Below are 16,288 nucleotides of genomic sequence, written 5' to 3'. Positions count from 1 at the left end.
GGTTCGGTATCGAGGGTGAGGATTCCGGTGGCGGAGCTGCGGTCCCTGCGGGGCCTGGCAGCATCTTTGTGGGGGCGTTCGTCGCCGTAGCGGCAGGAGCGGTCGATGTCTTCACCGGTGAATGTGAGGGGCTCCTCCTCGACGGGCGGATCCGTCTCCTCGTTCCCGGAAGGCAGCCCGGTGAGTTCCTGCCAGCGCTGGACGTCGCTGGCCAGTGCCCACAGGTGGGAGATGCTGCGCTGGCTGGCGGGGTCGCGGGTGCGCACGATCTGGTGTTCGCCGTCGGCGCTGGTGACGATGAGCTCGTCGAGGGAGGTGGCGCGTTCCTGTGGGATGCACAGTGCAGGCAGGAACCAGCCGCAGTGCCAGCTCCCGCACGCCTGACCGGTGTTGGGACAGGGGCGTTCGCTGCGTGGTGTGCACTTCCAGATTTGGAGGTGGCGGACGCCGCCGCGGATGAGCATGGGCAGTCGTGAGGCGATGCGCTGCCAGGGCACGTCGTCGACGCGCGCCCACGGGGCCCGGTCGATGACGGGTGATGCCGCATCTGGGGTGACCCATAGTGCTGTGACCGTGTTCTGCCGTGCGTGCGCGGTGCGTCGGTAGACCGTGGACTCGCTGATGGGGGAGTACTGCGCTGTCCAGCCGACCTGAGCCCCCGCGCCGGACACGAGTACCTGGCCGATCATGAGGCCGTCCGCGCTGCGGACGTTCGTGGAGACGGTCAGGCCGTGAGCGGCTGCGGCGCGGGCGATGCGCTCATTCATCGCCTTGCGCCGCTCGGTCTCGGCCGGAGTGGCGACATGGGTCAGGGGAAGGTGGGCGGCCACCAGAACGACCTGGCCCTCACGGCGCTGGCGGCGCACGAACATCCAGGGCGACTTATCCGCGAGCGTGCACTGGCAGCGGCCGCCCGCACGGTCGGTCAGGCACTGCAGCAGGGTCCGGGACCGCTCGGAAATCGGCTGGTTGATTTCTTCCAGCAGGCCGGGCCGGTCCGGGTGACCCAGATCAGGGCGCGACAGATTGATCTCTATGTTGTAGCCAGTGTGGAATACCCCGTTGGCCATGTTTACGACGGTAAGACGCTTTCGCGAGACGCGGTAGACCACCAAGCCCGCGAAGAAGCGGGCATTGGCGTGCGAGCAGCCGCATGTCGCCGCGGAGGGGGCGAGCGTCATGTGCTGGTAGGGGACTCGCGGTGGAAGGTGGTGCGCCCGGTGAGCGGGTTGAGGACCGTGACCTTGACCGGGCTTGTGACGCCGGCCTGTATCCAAGACAGCCAGGCCGGAGTCGGGACCAGGATGGTCAGGTCGGGGTCCCATCCGCGGAGCGCTCGGGGGTCGGGGCACACCACCCCGGCCAGACGCTGTCGCTGCCCTGGCCGGGGCCGCGTGTAGACGAGCAGGCCGTTGCCGTGACGGGGGCTCTGCTCCCCGTAGAAGACGTTCTTGCCCGAGACGGAGCGCACCATTTGCGTGAACTTCTCCCACAGCGCGGCGTCCATGCGGGCATGGCGGAAGAAGCCCGCGAGCCTCTCCAGTTCGGCCTGCCGTTCCTGCTCGAGTTCCGCCGCTCGTGCCAGGGCCTGCCGGCGGCGCTCCTCTCTTGCTTGCCGCAGCTTTTCTTCCGCCCGCACGTGCTGCACGTGCTCCGCCTCCGCTTCCAACCGGGCACGCTCCAGGGCCAGCGCGATGTAGGCGGGCGCGGTCCAGGACACGGACCCGTTGGCCGAGGTGTAGGGCAGTGCCTGCCCGCCGAGGATCCACCCCGTCACCTCGCCGAGGGGGCGGGTGATGTGGCTCCACTTCGCCTTGCCGCGCAGTGTGCGCGGCGCCCAGTCGTAGCGCCGCATGCCCTGCCACACCACCCAGGGCTCACCCCGCTCGGTAGGGGAGCGCACCAGCAGCGACGGCACGCTGCGCTGCCAGGGCTGCCCGGTCAGCGCGAACCAGCACACCCCGACCCCGTCGCGCGCATAGCGGTCCGTACGAATCCGCGCCTCATCCGGAGTCTGAGGTGACAACTGCGCCTCCAGCGCCATGAACGGGCGGCCCTGGACGTCGTAGACGAGCACGTCGGCGCGCCAGTCCCCGCTCTGGCTGCTGACCTCCAGTTCCGCATGCCACCCGGACGCCCGGGCCGCCAGGGCCAGTTCGAGCTTGAGGAGATGGTGCTCGGGGGACTCGTTGGCCAGCATGCAGTCCTGCGGCCGTACCTGGTGATAGAAGTGCCGCAAGCCGTATAGGGAGACGCGGGCGAACACCCGGCCCCCGCACTCCGGACACGTCAGCACGACCTGCCGGACCCGGTGAATCCCCTCCCAGGACTGACCACAGCCCAAGTCATTCACCGAAGCATCCAGCCGTCCCCACAATGGATGTAACGCCGTGTACCCCATCCCGCCCCTTCACTGCCCACTGACAGTCAGCCTCTCCACCGAGCTTGATTTCCAAATCTCTGAATCAAGCCGGCATGATCGAAAGAGCCTCCGCTGCGCTACAGGTACGGCGAGCCGTGGAACTCCGCTCTCTCCTCGTGAGGTCAGGGACCGGCGAGGATGGCGTGGGAACCTATGCGCCGCCAGATGATGTGCTGCTTGCCGGGACGTATCTCCGGGCCGTAGGACCATGTGGCACGGCCGTTGCCGTCCCAGGTGAGCTCGAAGACACCGGGGGCGCCATGAACGCGCTTGATGCGGAGGCTGGCCCGGAAGTGCTGACGGGTGCGGAGGTCGTCGACAAAGACAGTGACGGCCCGGCGGAAGCGCCGGCGCTGGGCGGGGGTGAGGTGCTGGAGATCGGCGGCGAATCGAGGGAGCGTCTCGTAGGTCGGCACAGTGGTCTCCTTCCGGGGCAGCACGACGAAGCCCCCGGCGACTGCCGGGGGCTGGTGCAGGTGGTGGTCTTCGGTGGGTGAGCGTTCTTGGAGCACGGTCGGGATGGTTGATGTGGCTCTGGCTTCGCTGTAACAGTGGTCAGTTGCCGACAGGCGAGAGCGCTGGCTGGCACGCAGGAGGCGCACCCAATCTGGTAAGCGCCACGGAGCGCTGCTTGGTGCTGATCCGACCTTGTTGGTTCAGGCAGGTACCCGCGCCCCGCCTAATAGCGCCTTCATCTGTCTAATGGGGCGGTGGCGCGGATTTGTGACAGCTGAGAGCGAAGAATTTTCAAAACGATCCCGGTCCCGGGCGTCGCTGAGCTCGGCTCAGGTGCGCTCCGGGGCACACCCGCGGGGTCCTCGCGGCGTTCGCTTTCGAGCCTCAGCGGCTACGTGGAGGAGAAGAGTTAATCGCCGCCCGCCTTCGCATTCTCGCCGGCCCGGGCCAGGCGCTCGTCCAGCTTCTCGCTGGAAGACTGCTTGACGACGCGGCAGAGCGCGCGGCGCCGGGTGGGGGAGAGGCGGCGGAGTCGTGGGTGGAGCGCGGTGGGGTCTCGTATGTAGTCACGGTGCACTCCTCCAGGACGCACGAGGCCCCGACCGGTCGGCCGAAGGCGCTGGTCACAGACGGATGCCTGTGCTGTGGCGCTGCTAGTCGACGGTGCCGGGACAGCGTCGTACGTCGGCGTACACACGTCCCCGCACTCCCGCCTCGCCGGGTACGTGCCAGATGCGGGTGATGCCGGAGGTCGCCCACCGCTGCTGGAGTCCGGCCATCACGGCGCGGGCGGTTTCTTCGTCGGCTGCTGCGATGTCCAGGACGGCCAGGCCGGGCTCGTTGATGTGCTGCGCCTCGATCTCCACGGCCTAAGGGACGTCGGTGCCTGGTGTGCGGGTGTGTGGTGCAGGGCTATGCACCCATACGAAGGAACCTACGCACGCCCGTGCCTTACCCGGTCGCATGGATGGCCGCGGGCCCGTACACATGAAGGGGCAGCCAGGGCCGCTGTCGGGCTGCACTGGTCGCGTCCCCGTGGCCGGGGAGCCGTGCCCGCCCCCGAGCGGTACGGCTCCCTACTTACGAACGAGGTCATGGTGCTTGGTCCGCCGGTGGAGCCGATGCTCGCCCAGGCCCGCGAGACCCTGCCCGGTCCGAAGGCACTGCCGGGCGGGCTTGTCTTCGAGGCGAAGTTCGACGGCTACCGGGCCCTGCTGTTCACGCCGTCCCGGCCGGGCGGGCCGGTGTCGCTGCAGACGCGGCGCGGCAGCCTGATCCAGCGGAACTTCCCCGACCTCGTCCGCGCTGCGGAGCAACTCCCGGCCGGCTTGGTCCTGGACGGCGAGCTGGTCGTGTGGGCCGAGGGCCAGATGTCGTTCGAGGCGCTCCAGCGGCGCGCGGTCTCCGGCGGCCGGACCGCCGCCCGCCTCGCGGCAGAGGCACCGGCGCACTTCATCGCCTTCGACATCCTCCAGATCGACGGCAAGGAGCTGCTGCACGTCCCGTACGGCGAGCGGCGCGCGCACCTGGAGCAACTGTTCACCGACCACCGGCTGAGCGCCCCGTGGACGCTCTGCCCGGAGACGACCGACCTGGCGACGGCGCAGGACGTCGCGTAGTTCCCGGACGACGCGTTCGTGGTGGTGCTGTGAGGGGATCGCCTCGTACAGGTCCAGGGCGCGGCGGCGGACCAGGCCGGCGTGGTAGTCCGCGGGCAGCGCTGTTAGGGCGTCGACCGCACGGCGGCACGCCTGCTCGGTGTCGCCGTCGTGGTGGGAGCAGGCGGCGGCGTCGATGTTCAGCAGGGTGCGGGCCGCCGCTGAGCCCGCGTGGTCGCCCCGACCATGAGGCCGACCACGCCGGGTGCGACCTCCGACCAAGGCGCCGGACGGGGCGTGTCCGAAGTGACACGCAATTCGAACAAGCGATCTGATGCCGGTATGGACGTGACCGACTTCCCGGACGACCTGGTGCAGACACAAGCAGCCTGGATCACCACCTATGAAGCGCTCGCCGCACCCCGCCCCCGCGACACCACCGCCCTGCGCCGCCGCCTGCTGCGCCTGTCCGTACGGCTGTGGTGGCACCCCCTACTGGGAGACCGTCCCCTCGGTGCCGGCGGCACGCTCCGAGCTGCGCCACTTTGCCCGCGCCCACGGAACCGTCCGGGCCGCGTGACCGGTCGCCCCGGTCGACCAGGAGCACGAGGTTGCGCCAAGGGTTGCGCCTATCTGTTGCGCTGGATGTTGCGCCAAGGGTTGCGCTAGATGTTGCGCGGCCCGCAGGGCCGTCCCCGTGTCCGTGCAGGTCACCAGGCGGTTTTGCCGTGGTCGGCCCGCTGACATCCCCGTTGCGGTCGCTCTGCCCATGTCCCTTGGCTGGTGTGAAGGAGTAAGGGACGGGCGGGATGGGCGGCGCGGCCGCGGCCGGGGATCGGGGCGCGCTCAGCCGGTTGCGCGTCGGCCGGGGCCGCCGCGCTCGTGTCGCGTCAGTGCGGCGGTGACGTCAGGCGAGGGAGGTTTGCGGGGGGAGACGCCGGGCCGGGCGCGGTGAAGACGTGCGGGGCGGGCAGGGGACCCCGACCACGCTGCCGCTGACGGCGTTCCTCGGCCGGTCAGCCGGTCACCAAGGCTAGATGGCCCCATCTGGTACTCCTGGCGTCACGAGTTCCGTTGAAGTGATCGACTGACCGGTGCTGCGCCGCTTACGCTGCGTGCTTGGGAGAATGGGCGGGGGCGCATGGCTGATCCGATTTGGACCGTCGCGCCGGACGATTCGGGTTCGGCCACGCTTCGGGCGTACGAGTACCAGGTTCATGTGGCTGCGCATGCCATCCTGGAGATACTCGCGGACGAGCCGGTACACGTGATCTGCGAGCACGTTGCGGACATCATCGTTGTCCGCAGTAACGAGGGACAGGTTGATGGCCGTCCCTTCTGGGATTTTCAGCAGATCAGGACGCGGGCCGCTACCACGCCTTGGGCGCTCACGGACGTTCTCGCCAGGGGCCCGTTGAAGAGCCTATGGCGTACGTACGGAGCGGTAAAGGAGCAGGGGCTCTCTTACGGGCTCACGGCTGGTTTGGAGGGCCACCTCGATCCCGCCGACGCTTCCCTTACTGCTCTCGCACACGGGGAAGGGGCCGATGACGCGCGGTGCTTGCAGCGAGTGACAGACCGCCTGAAGGCTGATGTAGACGAGGTCTCTGCCTTCCTTGGCCTGATCAGTATCCTGGAACTGCCCAGGCACGACGACATCGAGTTGCGTAACATCGCATTTCTCCACGAGCTGGGTCCGTCTTTGACTGGGGCGGAGATTATCGGTCTGTACACCGAACTCGTGCGCCGTACCCGGGAGGCAATGCAGGGTCTGGGTCCTGGGCGGGCTGAGCAGGTAGCGGTGCTGGGCCTGCCCACCAGCCTGCAGGGGAAGTACATCGGGCCCAGTACTGTTGCCGACCTTCAACAGCGCTTGCTGGGCCCTGGCCACGGGTTGCTGACCGATGTCTCGCAGCGCATCGACGGAGTTGAGACACCGGAGGCCCGCAAAGCCCACTGTGGCGCGGCGCCGTACGAGGCACGTGGCCTGCGCAAGGACTACGACTGCGAGAAGTTCCCCTTCCACCGTCAAGAGGACGGCATGGCTGACGTCTTCTACGCGACCCACAAGCTGACCGATATACCCGTCGTCCTCAAGAAAACTGCGCGGCCAGCACCCGCACCTTGCTAAGAGGGCCCGGATGGCTCGTGAGATTGAGGTTGGCCGCATCCTGAGCGATCACCCGCACGCGATGCCGGTCTGGGACGCCGATGCCGACGGCAAGTGGTTCGTCATGCCCAAGGCACAGGCTGTTGCGACGGAATGCCTCGATGACCTCAGAGATCCGGCCGTACTGCGGGGTCTGGTGGAGAGCCTGTGCTCGGTATTGGCCGCTGCACATGGCATCCAGGCTCCAGGCTCCCCTCACGGGTGGGTGCACCGGGACATCAAGCCGTCCAATGTACTTCGGCTTGACGGTCGATGGGTTCTGGCCGACTGGGGCATTGCGCGCCGTCCTCCTGGCCAGACCACTCACCCGCAGCGCACCAGGGTCGGAGTGAGCATGGGCTCGGAGGGCTTCGCCGCCCCCGAGCTGAGCATCGACGCCCACAGCGCCGGTCCGCCGGCTGACGTCTACAGCCTGGGGCAGCTGATCGGGTGGGCGGTGACAGGCAGGATCCCGCAGCAGAATATTCCTCTCATACCGGATTACGGGCCGTGGCGTGCGGTCGTCCGGGAGGCGACGCGCACGGACCCCAGGAGACGGCCGGCAACGGTGCAAGCGTTCCTCGACCTCATGGCCCAGGAGATCGACACACCTCCTGTGCCGCCCGTAGTACAGGCCGAAACACTGCGTGATTCTCTGAAGGCTGGAGCAGCGAATGCGGCAGAGGAATTGGTGGCCCTGGCCGCTGCTCATCCCGACGACGCTGCCCTGTACTGCGACGTACTCCTGAACATCGACCCCGAGGCGCTCATACCGGCGTTGATGGCGGACTCGTCGAGCACTCGAGGTCGTCCGGGCAATGCCCGAGCTCCTGGGCACGCACCGGTCAACGGAGCGAGGTGAAGTCGACGCCGTCATCCTGTGGCTGTTCACCGTCGCACACTACGCCGCCGATGCAGCCCAGTTGGACCTGCTGGAGGAAAGCTGCAACGGCGCGTTCGCCTGGGACGCGTTGTGGGACCAGTGGACGCCGCAGGACAAGATCAGGCCCTGGCTGCGCACCCTGACAGGGGACGTTGCCGGATCGGTCGCAGGAGCACTGCGTGATCATCCCGATTGCGCACGCCACTTCTCCTCCCTGGCGAACGAACTCCGAGTCGATCACCGGATCCGCTCGGCAGTCTCACCACCTTCGTCGGGTTCGGCCGGAACCGCCGGCTCAATGTAAAAGGCGGCTACGCCTGGTATTCGTCTTCGGTGCGTGCGGTGTGGCCGGGGCCGGGGTGGGCGACGCCGGGGACCATGGGGCGGGTGTAGTAGTCGAGTTTGATGGTGCTGAAGGCGTCGTCCGGCAAGGGAGCGGTGTCGTTGTCGGCGATGATGAGCTGGAGGCGTGAGCCGTATGCGTCGGTAAGGGCTTTGAAGCGGCGGTAGATGCGCCGGCCTCGTTCCTGGTCGTCGGGGTTGCTGCCGAGCGCTTTGCGGGGCGTGTCGATGATGAGGATCGACGGCACGAGGACATCGGGGTGGGTGAGGCCGCACTCCAGGAGCGCGAGGTGGTAAGCGATGTTGACGCCAGCCTGGATACTGCCGCCTGAAGCCTGGAGCTTTTCGAAGGGTGTGTTGTCGACCACCGGCAGGTAGGTTGCCGGGTCGATGACGGCCGACTGCTCCCAGGGCACGTTCAGCTCTACGAGGGTCGTGGTGAAAAGACGGCTCAGGTCACTGATGAGGGTTCGTCTGGCATCGCTTTCCGCCTTGCGTGTCTTGAGCTCGGCATTGGCGGCTTTGCGCCGTGCGGTGATGTCCTTGGCGGCTTGAGCGATGGACCGTACGCGCGCCCACGAATCGCGCAGGTGAAGGATGGCGTCGATCGCCGCGTTAAGGGCGGCTACGCGAGCGCTGGAGTCCGCGATGGCGTCGAACCGCGGGGCGACGACGTCGCGTGTCTGGGCATCGAGCTGTCGGCGCAGGTTGGTGGCGAGGAACTCTGCCTCAGAGGATTGGTCACGGGCTCTGCGCAGGACCTCGGTGTCCGCTTGCATCAGCTCGCGCGCGTCCTGCAGCTGCTGCTCCAGCGCGCTGCGCGCCTCCCGGACGGCTGCCGGGTCTGCATCGTCATCGACGGGATCGGTTTGGAGGCAGACGACGCAGTGATCTTCCGGGACAGTCCGGGCTTCGAGGCGTTGCGCGCAGCGCGGGCAGACCACGAAGTTGAAGGGAGAGAGCTGGTCGATCGCGGTTGCGGAGCGTTCTAGGCGCCGCAGGTCGAGTTCGACCTGGGCGACGACGGACTCACGAGCCTCGACCAGTTCCCGGGCGGCGAGCATCTCCTGTGTGGCAGCCGTCGCCGCCTGGACGGCCGCTCGCAGATCCCCGCGTAGGACGGCGTCCGCGGCACTGGTCTCGGAGACCTCGGTCCGCAGTATGCGCAGTGTGTTCTCGGCGTTGTGCAGCATGTCGCGCAGGCCGGCCAGCTCGGTGCGCAATTCGTCATCGGTCCGGGGATCCGTGGCCCGCAGGAAGGCGCCGACGTTCTCCTCCTCGGCTTCCTTCTTCCGCAGGTCCGTGGTGAGCTGGTTCACCTGCCTCTCCAGTTCCATGACGGCCGAGGTCGTGAGACCGAGCATGAGCTCGAAGAGCGTCTTGCGCTGCTTCTTGAAGTTGTTGTCGCGGTGTCCGACTACCTGGAAATCCAGTTCGCTGGCTTCCAGGTAGACGTAGCGGAAGAGGTTGGTGAAGGTGAGGTTGAGGGTCGTGGCCTTGCCGTTGCGAGTGGTGGGGATCTTCTCGCGCGGAAAGCCCAGAGCGTTCAGGAGAACGTCCGAGAGGCTCACCTGCCCCTCCTCGGCCCGGGTGCCGAGAGTGTGCTGGAGCGCCATCGTCTCGGGATCGAGGACATCGACACGGTCGGAGCGATCGCCGCTGATCGTCCGCTTGAGGATCATGTGCTGCTCGCCGACCACGACGGAGGCCAGTACCGAATGGACGTGATCGCGTACTGCGGGCGTCAGGACAGCGGTGCCCCCGACCGCGTGTTTGAGCAGCATGAGAAGGCTGGACTTGCCCGCACCACTGGGACCGCTGATGACGGTGGCCGGCTGATCGAAGCGGTACGTCGTCTCCGCAGTGGCGGTGGTGACGGTCAGAGCGAGAAATCGGAGGTGGGTGGCCATCAGATTTCCGTCCGCAAGGGCCTGTCCACCGCGTCGGGCAGGCGATCATAGATGAGGGTCTTCAAAGCCGATCCCGACTTGTCGAAGTGCTTCTTCAGCAGGGCGATGCGCTGAGCCACTACCGCCCACTCGTCGGTCTGCGCCAGCATCGACGCGGCCATCGCTCCGTCCGCGGTGACACGGAATTCCGCGCGTGCTGACCCGCTGTAGGTGATGAGCCCGCGGCTGGCCAGGGAGCCGAGGACGCTGTAGTACCGCTGGTCCCAGGGCCCGTACTTGTACCGGGTCATACGGCTTTCCACAGCCAGCCGCTCTGAGGACGTGGGCTCTGCCCCCGCAGGCCAGCTTCCTCCCTGCTCAATGAGCAGACGCTCCAGCATCGTCGGGTAGCGCAGGAGGAAGTCCAGCTTGGCCAGCTTCGTCAGGCCGTCCAGAGACCTCTTCGCCGTGGTGAACCGCTCGATCAGCAGAAGAACTCGGGCCTCGTGGTAGCGCGCTTCCCTCCGCTCATCACCCCGGGCCTGACGCCGGATCTCTGCAGCCGCGGCCAGGCGCTCGGCACCGTTCGTCACGACGCTTCCCCAGTTGAGACGTCGAAGGGAGCGGAGAAGTAGAAGTGGCACTCGTCGCAGAGCTGATAGGCCAGACCCCGAAGGTGAAGCTTGTTGATCTTAAAAGGCAAGGTCGTGTCGATGACATCAGGGGTGAGGCGCTGCCTGATGAGCTGATTCATCCGCTGCCCGTAGGCAGCCCCGTCAATGACCTCGCTCTGCGCGTGCGCCCGACAGTCGAAGACGGTGTCCACGACCTCCAAGCGCAGGTTCTCCAGGTCCATGGCGTCCCCTGCCAGCCCGGAACGGCGCTGTGACCAAGTTACGTACCAGGCCGAGCGGAGCTCCTCGGCGTAGGCGGCCTCGTCAGAAGGCACCTGGCCCTGCGCCAGCTTCTTACGCAGTGCTGTCCCTCCAGGGGCGATTGTGGGTGCCTGGCCGCGGGTGTACGTCGGCACAGTCGCTTGGCGATAGACGAACTCGTCCAAGATCGTTTGGCGGTAGAGCGTACGGCTCGCGACACGTCGCAGAATCTGGGTGTCGTAACGCACTCGACTTGAGTCGGCGACGTAGGCGGCCAGCTGCCCCTGCTCGCCCTCGCTTCGGTTGGCCTGCTCCACCCGTTCGACGATCCGTCTGTAGCTGGCGTTCACGTCGACGTGATCGAGCTGCAGGCTTTCGATGGCTGGCTCAAGCAGTCGCCGAATGTTGATGTCTGTGATGTGCCGATGGGACGGCACGTCTTTGTAGTCGATCTCCAGCACTGCCATGAAGGCGGCCACCTGCTCGATGAACTCCTGCGGGGCAGCGATGTCACCGACCTTGCGCAGTTCCGGCAGCACTTCAGGGATGCTGTCGTAGGGCTGCTTCCAGCGAACCTTCAGCAGGTGCTGCGACAGGCTCTTGGCCATGGCGCCCCTACCGACCGCGAGCTCCGGGTCTGGACCGCACATACGGGCAAGCGTGGAAGCGTTGTCTTTCGCGGGACTGAGGGGCGCATTCGTAGTCAGGCGAAGCCGCACGTTGCTCGCGCGCCCGCAGGCAGACCACCGGTCAAACAGATGGGCTATCCCGCCGTCCTTGCAGAGATCCGCGAGTGTCCACTGCGTGCGGCTGCTGTGCTTGACCGACACCAGCTCCACCTCGCCGTTCGTGAACGCGATGACGAAGTCCTCATGCCACTCGCATACGACGTAGTCGATGACATCCTGGGTGAGCATGGCCAGACAAGCCTGAGCTGCCACCTCGGCCTGATACCGATACAAGCCGAGGGTCTCGGATCCACTGTCCTCGCCAGGGCGAAGCTGAAAAATCGGGTGAACGAAGGGCTCGGGATCACCCACCGAGTCCGCCAACACATCGACCACGCCCACCCCCACTACCGACCTCTGAGTCAGTCATGCTCCGGCCGGACGATCCGAAGATCCACAGGTCTACCACAGCTTTATGCTGTGCGTAACCGAACAATCACAAAGGATTGGTCGGCCCAATCCGAGGGAGGGCCTGGCCGTGGCTTGGGATCGTCTCTGACAACCCTCACCGCTATGAGGCGCAGCCCCGAAGTCGGCTAGCAGCGCCCGGGTCTGCAACTGTTACGCCCATTCGACGCCCAACTTCCGGAGCGCGACCACTGTTCTTCGGTGAGCTTGTCCCGCCTGGCCTTGGTGTTGCTGTACCAGATGCCGAGCTTGGTTTCGGTCCCGTCGGGCAAGGTCTCCACCGCCTTCCGGGGGACAGGCCGGGGGGCGCCTTCCCGTTCCACCCCCTGCGCGAGGGCCGCCAGGCCCCGCTGGAACGCCTGCTGCGCCTTGCTCTGGCCTTTCGTCGTGCCCTTGGCGGCCGGGGCGGGAGACGGCGCCTCAAGCGGCTTGACGCCCAGCACGGTCAGCCGGTCCTGCTGCTCGGGCAGGAGCCGCGCCCAGATGACTGGCTGCTTCTGCTGCTCGGGGCCACTTGCCGATGTCGTCGCCGTCCATCAGCACGCCGGGTGCGATGTCGGGCAGCTGGCCGTCGGCGTCAACGAGGTCGCGAGCACTCGGTAGTGGCGTTGCCAGTCCAGCGGCCATGGGCAGTCCCAGGCCGGGTCGATCTCCGTCAGATGCGCCGCGCGCACAGCGGCCCGCCCCGGGTCCTTTCCCAGGCCGTTCCAGCGCCTGGACGGTGCGGTCGTAGTAGGCCCCGCAGCCAGCGTTGTCGAAGCGCAGCTCGTAGTTCGGGTTGCCGTAGTCGACGCGCCTGTGCTGTGAACCTCGGCCATCACACGGTGGGATCCACGTTCCACGTCTGCGGCAGATCGGTGCCGCAGAAGACGCAGACGAAGTCGTCCTCGCGCACGATGTTGTGTTCCTGGCAGCCAGGACATCGCCGGAACACCACTTCGTGGGTGAAGCCGGAGGGGCGTTCGAGCCCTACGGCGTCCAGAGCATGAGCGACTTCCGACCAGGAACCGATGTCGGGGCAGTAGCCCGTGGACTGGTTGCTGATCCCGCTCACGGCCCACCGGTCCCCCTCGCGCACAAAACCGATCTCGCCGGCACTCAGAATCATCTCTCCGCCGGCACAGGCCACATGCTCGCTCCGGCGTGGCGCCAGCCGGAGCACACCGTCCGTGCCGACCACGAAAGTGAACGGCTCGGCCAGCTCCGCCGCCGATCGCCCAGCGATCCAGGTGTCGAATTCTGCTGCCGAGCTGATCCGGCACCCGCCGCTGCCAGGCCGGACCGCAGCCATCAGCGCCACCGGTCCGACATATCGGTAACTCCGCCCCCGCCCACTCACATCAGCCAACCTAGAGCACTTCCGACACCCGCCCTAGTCGGTGCCGGGGCGGCGCCGTACGGCGCCAAAGACGCGGGCGCGGACGCCGGACTCGCCAGGGACGCGCCACGTCTGGCTGATGCCGGAGGTCGCCCACTGCTGCTGGAGCTGTTCCATCACTGCTCAGTGGGTTTCTTCGTCGGTGGCAGCAACGTCCAGGACGGCCAGGCCCGGCTCCGAGATGTCCCGGCCGCCGTGCCCGACGACCCCGCCCGCGGCCGTACCCGTGTCAGGGTCGGGGCTGGCGGGTGCATGGAGCCGGAACCCGGCGGAGAGCAGGTCCTCGGCCAGGATCAGCCGTCCGCGGTGCGGGTCCTGGACCGCGCCGGGCAGGTCGCCGTCTTCTCGTCGTCGGCGGATGGTGGTGCGGCTGACGCCGCACGCGGTGGCGGCCTCCCGTTGGGTCAGCATCGGGCGAGTGGTGCTCATCCCCGTATCCTCCCCCGCCCCCACCACCGGGCACAGCCCCGACCCGCATGCACGGACCACGGCGCTGACCTGCCGTGGATGGGGTTCTGGAGGGATGCGGCAGAACCGTGGTCGGGGTGGTGGAGGGACTTATGGAGGGGCCAGGCATTGCCCCCGGGTGCCTCTATCAGGGCGCTCGGTAGCGGGGTTGCGGGGCTTGCCCCCGCCTGAACCACCCTGTGCCGCGTTCCTGTCCGGCGCTCTGCGCGTAATGAAGTGCCGGGCACCCCCTCTCTCTTCTGCATCCACACACCGGCATGCGTCTCTTTCGCGTGCCCCGACCCTCTGGGGACCCCGTGTCTGTTACCGCTCTGCTCGCCGTGTCGTACGTCGTGGCCCTCGCGGCCGCCCTGGGCATCGGCTACGCCGTTCACCGGCGCCCGTTCCTGGTGCAGCCAGTCACGGTCGCTGTCTCCACCGCCGTCGCCCTGACCGGCGTGGTGGCCGCCATCGCCAAGGCGATGGCGATGTGAACCGCCGCGCGGCTGGGCAAGCCTGAAAGACCGGCAGGCTTGCCCAGCCCCTGCCAGTCGCTCTCGGTCGCTGCCGAACGTTGTACCCACGGTTGTCTGCACCGTTGCCTGCACAGGTGCGCCCAGGGGTGCTCCGGGGGTACTGCCGAAGGTGTGAACCCCCCTTTTCCTGATCGTGGGTGTTCTGCCTGGTCAGGCCCTGTGGGCAAGCCGGTTGCGTACGCCGACACCTCTTCTCCGCGGTAGTCGGAGCAGAGGCGGGCTGGAACAGGGCTGCGGTGGGCGGCAGTCCGCAGCAGTCCGCAACAGGCCCGGGCGAGGCCGCAGGGCAGGGCACCGCAGGAACACCCCTGTGCGGGCACAGACGGCCGTGAGCGACCGCCCGAGGCCGTGGGCCAAGGGGGGAGAGAGCCCAGCCTCCAGCGCCCTTGTGCGGCCCCGTCCGGCAGGCGCCGGTTCTGTTGCGTCAGTCGTTGCGCTGGATGTTGCGGCAGGTGTTGCGTTAGGTGTTGCTCCGGCCTTGCGGCGCCCCTGGCAAAGCCTCAGTTCACCGGGCGTTTTTAGCGTGGTGGGACCCCGGACATCCCCTCTACGACCACTTGCCTCGCCCCCTAGAACAGAAAAGGGAAGGGGTGGGGGTGCGGCAGGCGCGCGGACGGACGAGGGGATCGGACGCGGGGTCGTCTCCCCGTTGCGTGGCGCCGGGAGCGCCACGCTGCGCCCGCCCTCCGGCGGGCGCTCACGCGACAGGGGGCCGGGAGGTCAACCAGACCCCAGGTTGCGACATCTCCTGCGTTAACTCTTGCGGGATCTCCTGCGCTATCTCCTGCGACATCTCTTGCGCGAGCCATCCGGGACACGACTTGCCTTCGCAGGTCACCGCCCCCTTTTGCTCGTGGTCGGGGGTCTGACATCCCCCTCAGAGCACCCCACGACCGCAACGCCAGGAAGAAGAAGGGCAGGGAAGGAGCGGCGGGCGCGGGGAGCGCCTCGGGGGATCGGGCGGCCGGATCCCCCTCGCGCGCGTCGGCGAGGCCGCGCGCGGCCGGGGCAGGGCTGCCCCGGCAACCGCCTGGAGGCCGTGAACAGGCCCCAGGCGGCCTCCACACACCCGCCGGGAGCCAACTCCTGGCGGAGCCCCGGCCGGGCTTCCGGCGGGCGCCTGGGGGCTGTTGCGGGGGTTGGGCTGTCGGCACGCCAGGTCTCCCGCGACCTGCGGCGCGCCCGGCTGATCCCCGTGGCGGAGTCCAACGCGACAGTCGACGGGTCATGGGCGGGGGTTGACGAGCTTGGTGAACGTGTAGATGGCGCCTGTGGTGGTGGCCAGTGCGCCGACGGCCTGGAGGGCGGGGACGGCTGCGGGGTGTTCGAGCAGAATGTAGAAGGTGAACGCGGCGGCCAGGGCGAGGACTCCGGCCACCAGGGCCTGGATCTGGCGGCGCAGCGAGGCATCTGCGGGGGCCGGCGCCGGGGCCGGGGCCGGGGCCGGGGTGGTCGGGGGCTGAACCGGGGCGGTCGACGGGGTCGGGTCCGGTGTGGGGCAGGTGGTCATGACGGGTCCTCTCCATAGGGTGATCGGGTGGAACGGGGCCAAGATTCGGTGCTGGACAGAGGGCATTCAAGAGTTCGCGAAAATCGGTAAACATGCTGGTCACAGCCGCCTCACCAGGGGGCTGGCAAGGATTCGCGAACCCTTGAAGGAGCCGCTGCGACCTGGTAGTGGCAGCACGGTGCCGGACCGGGCCGCAAGCGGCGCAAGCCCTGCCCAACGCGCGGCTGTTGGCCGACAGGCGGACGTAGCCCCCATAGACCTAATGGGTGAAGCGTGACAGCGACCGGTGCTCAAGTGAGCAGTTTGGGATGGTCTGTGCTCGCCGTGGTCCGGGGTTGCGGGGGTTGCCGGGTGTGTGCCACGGTGGGGTTTCAATTCAATAGGGGACGGGACGGGAAGGGAAGGTGAATCCGGTATGCCGGTCCGGGAATTGACGGGTCCTCAGAATATAGAATCCGAAAAACCGGCCGACCCCCAACCCCTAGCCAGATTGATTGAATTCGCGGAGCGAATTCAATTCCGGCCGAATCGCGAAGCGATTCGAGCCTGGGGCCAACGGAGTTGGCCCCAGAATTACGGCGAAGCCGTAATTCAGCCGCGCGGAGCGCGGCAAATCCTCCGCCGCGTAGCGGCGGCGCGTCGTGTCTGCGGAGCAGACCGCGCGCGC

At 67.6% G+C, this 16,288-nt stretch carries 17 protein-coding genes and 2 pseudogenes; 6 read left to right on the top strand and 13 right to left on the bottom strand.

All coding sequences use genetic code 11. The features are described 5' to 3' along the window. The 4 genes from AC069K_RS33860 to AC069K_RS33845 form a co-directional block, all read right to left on the bottom strand. The coding region (locus tag AC069K_RS33860; RefSeq protein ID WP_478622455.1) for a hypothetical protein at positions 1-1,181 on the bottom strand (1,181 nt) is incomplete at its 3' end. After that, positions 1,178-2,239, bottom strand: coding sequence for a competence protein CoiA family protein (locus AC069K_RS33855; RefSeq protein ID WP_478622453.1), 1,062 nt, complete (start codon positions 2,237-2,239; stop codon positions 1,178-1,180). The genes AC069K_RS33855 and AC069K_RS33860, both read right to left, overlap by 4 nt. Before the next feature lie 305 nt (positions 2,240-2,544). Then, positions 2,545-2,934, bottom strand: coding sequence for a hypothetical protein (locus AC069K_RS33850; protein WP_365103669.1), 390 nt, complete (start codon positions 2,932-2,934; stop codon positions 2,545-2,547). Between the two features lie 597 nt (positions 2,935-3,531). Then, complete coding sequence (locus AC069K_RS33845) at positions 3,532-3,744, bottom strand: DUF6207 family protein (protein ID WP_365103672.1); 213 nt, start codon at positions 3,742-3,744, stop codon at positions 3,532-3,534. A gap of 228 nt (positions 3,745-3,972) precedes the next feature. Here AC069K_RS33845 and AC069K_RS33840 point away from each other — a divergent pair, with 228 nt between their 5' ends. The 5 genes and pseudogenes from AC069K_RS33840 (at position 3,973) to AC069K_RS33820 (ending at position 7,812) form a co-directional block, all read left to right on the top strand. Then, positions 3,973-4,497, top strand: coding sequence for an ATP-dependent DNA ligase (locus AC069K_RS33840; RefSeq protein WP_478622451.1), 525 nt, complete (start codon positions 3,973-3,975; stop codon positions 4,495-4,497). 321 nt (positions 4,498-4,818) lie between these two features. Beyond that, a pseudogene (locus AC069K_RS33835) lies at positions 4,819-5,056 on the top strand (hypothetical protein). Positions 5,057-5,617: 561 nt separating this feature from the next. Continuing rightward, positions 5,618-6,607 (top strand): dsDNA nuclease domain-containing protein, encoded by a 990-nt coding sequence (locus AC069K_RS33830; RefSeq protein ID WP_478622449.1) that lies wholly within the window; start codon positions 5,618-5,620, stop codon positions 6,605-6,607. Positions 6,608-6,617: 10 nt separating this feature from the next. After that, positions 6,618-7,487 (top strand): protein kinase domain-containing protein, encoded by an 870-nt coding sequence (locus tag AC069K_RS33825; RefSeq protein WP_478622447.1) that lies wholly within the window; start codon positions 6,618-6,620, stop codon positions 7,485-7,487. Next, a complete protein-coding gene (locus AC069K_RS33820) occupies positions 7,444-7,812 on the top strand; it encodes a hypothetical protein (protein WP_478622445.1) in 369 nt (122 codons plus the stop codon). Before AC069K_RS33825 ends, AC069K_RS33820 begins: the two co-directional genes overlap by 44 nt. A gap of 7 nt (positions 7,813-7,819) precedes the next feature. Here the strand turns inward: AC069K_RS33820 and AC069K_RS33815 are convergent, their stop codons facing one another. From AC069K_RS33815 to AC069K_RS33785, 7 genes and pseudogenes are all read right to left on the bottom strand, one after another. Then, the gene (locus AC069K_RS33815; RefSeq protein WP_478622443.1) at positions 7,820-9,760 is read right to left on the bottom strand and encodes an ATP-binding protein; all 1,941 of its coding nucleotides are present in this window, start codon (positions 9,758-9,760) and stop codon (positions 7,820-7,822) included. Next, positions 9,760-10,332, bottom strand: coding sequence for a hypothetical protein (locus AC069K_RS33810; RefSeq protein ID WP_478622441.1), 573 nt, complete (start codon positions 10,330-10,332; stop codon positions 9,760-9,762). The genes AC069K_RS33815 and AC069K_RS33810 overlap by 1 nt, the downstream gene beginning before the upstream one ends. Further along, positions 10,329-11,678, bottom strand: a complete 1,350-nt coding sequence (locus AC069K_RS33805) for a dsDNA nuclease domain-containing protein (RefSeq protein ID WP_478622439.1) — start codon at positions 11,676-11,678, stop codon at positions 10,329-10,331. The genes AC069K_RS33810 and AC069K_RS33805 overlap by 4 nt, the downstream gene beginning before the upstream one ends. Positions 11,679-11,903: 225 nt before the next feature. Beyond that, positions 11,904-12,457: pseudogene (locus AC069K_RS33800) on the bottom strand (helicase associated domain-containing protein); the annotation flags it as partial. Between the two features lie 110 nt (positions 12,458-12,567). Continuing rightward, the gene (locus AC069K_RS33795) at positions 12,568-13,041 is read right to left on the bottom strand and encodes a hypothetical protein (RefSeq protein ID WP_365103731.1); all 474 of its coding nucleotides are present in this window, start codon (positions 13,039-13,041) and stop codon (positions 12,568-12,570) included. Positions 13,042-13,122: 81 nt separating this feature from the next. After that, complete coding sequence (locus AC069K_RS33790; protein WP_365103706.1) at positions 13,123-13,245, bottom strand: DUF6207 family protein; 123 nt, start codon at positions 13,243-13,245, stop codon at positions 13,123-13,125. Between the two features lie 6 nt (positions 13,246-13,251). Further along, on the bottom strand, positions 13,252-13,557 hold the full coding sequence (locus tag AC069K_RS33785; RefSeq protein WP_478622437.1) for a helix-turn-helix transcriptional regulator: 306 nt from the start codon (positions 13,555-13,557) through the stop codon (positions 13,252-13,254). Positions 13,558-13,892: 335 nt separating this feature from the next. On the opposite strand from AC069K_RS33785, the gene AC069K_RS33780 reads away from it, so the two are divergent. Further along, complete coding sequence (locus AC069K_RS33780; protein ID WP_365103711.1) at positions 13,893-14,069, top strand: hypothetical protein; 177 nt, start codon at positions 13,893-13,895, stop codon at positions 14,067-14,069. A gap of 1,267 nt (positions 14,070-15,336) precedes the next feature. Here the strand turns inward: AC069K_RS33780 and AC069K_RS33775 are convergent. Continuing rightward, a complete protein-coding gene (locus AC069K_RS33775) occupies positions 15,337-15,621 on the bottom strand; it encodes a hypothetical protein (protein WP_365103714.1) in 285 nt (94 codons plus the stop codon). Between the two features lie 481 nt (positions 15,622-16,102). Then, on the bottom strand, positions 16,103-16,288 hold a 186-nt coding region (locus tag AC069K_RS33770; protein ID WP_478622435.1), incomplete at its 5' end, for a hypothetical protein.

The sequence above is a fragment of the Streptomyces sp. NPDC043908 genome, assembly GCF_056435525.1.
Note: the sequence above shows the minus strand (reverse complement) of the source record. Positions and strands in the feature narration are given on the sequence as shown.

Excerpts from the sequence above, each read along its gene's own strand:
- AC069K_RS33840 (WP_478622451.1), top strand. The coding sequence starts at position 3,973 with ATGGTGCTTGGTCCGCCGGTGGAGCCGATGCTCGCCCAGGCCCGCGAG.
- AC069K_RS33830 (WP_478622449.1), top strand. The coding sequence starts at position 5,618 with ATGGCTGATCCGATTTGGACCGTCGCGCCGGACGATTCGGGTTCGGCC.
- AC069K_RS33825 (WP_478622447.1), top strand. The coding sequence starts at position 6,618 with ATGGCTCGTGAGATTGAGGTTGGCCGCATCCTGAGCGATCACCCGCAC.
- AC069K_RS33820 (WP_478622445.1), top strand. The coding sequence starts at position 7,444 with ATGCCCGAGCTCCTGGGCACGCACCGGTCAACGGAGCGAGGTGAAGTC.
- AC069K_RS33815 (WP_478622443.1), bottom strand. The coding sequence starts at position 9,760 with ATGGCCACCCACCTCCGATTTCTCGCTCTGACCGTCACCACCGCCACT.
- AC069K_RS33795 (WP_365103731.1), bottom strand. The coding sequence starts at position 13,041 with ATGGCTGCGGTCCGGCCTGGCAGCGGCGGGTGCCGGATCAGCTCGGCA.
- AC069K_RS33790 (WP_365103706.1), bottom strand. The coding sequence starts at position 13,245 with ATGGAACAGCTCCAGCAGCAGTGGGCGACCTCCGGCATCAGCCAGACG.
- AC069K_RS33785 (WP_478622437.1), bottom strand. The coding sequence starts at position 13,557 with ATGAGCACCACTCGCCCGATGCTGACCCAACGGGAGGCCGCCACCGCG.
- AC069K_RS33775 (WP_365103714.1), bottom strand. The coding sequence starts at position 15,621 with ATGACCACCTGCCCCACACCGGACCCGACCCCGTCGACCGCCCCGGTT.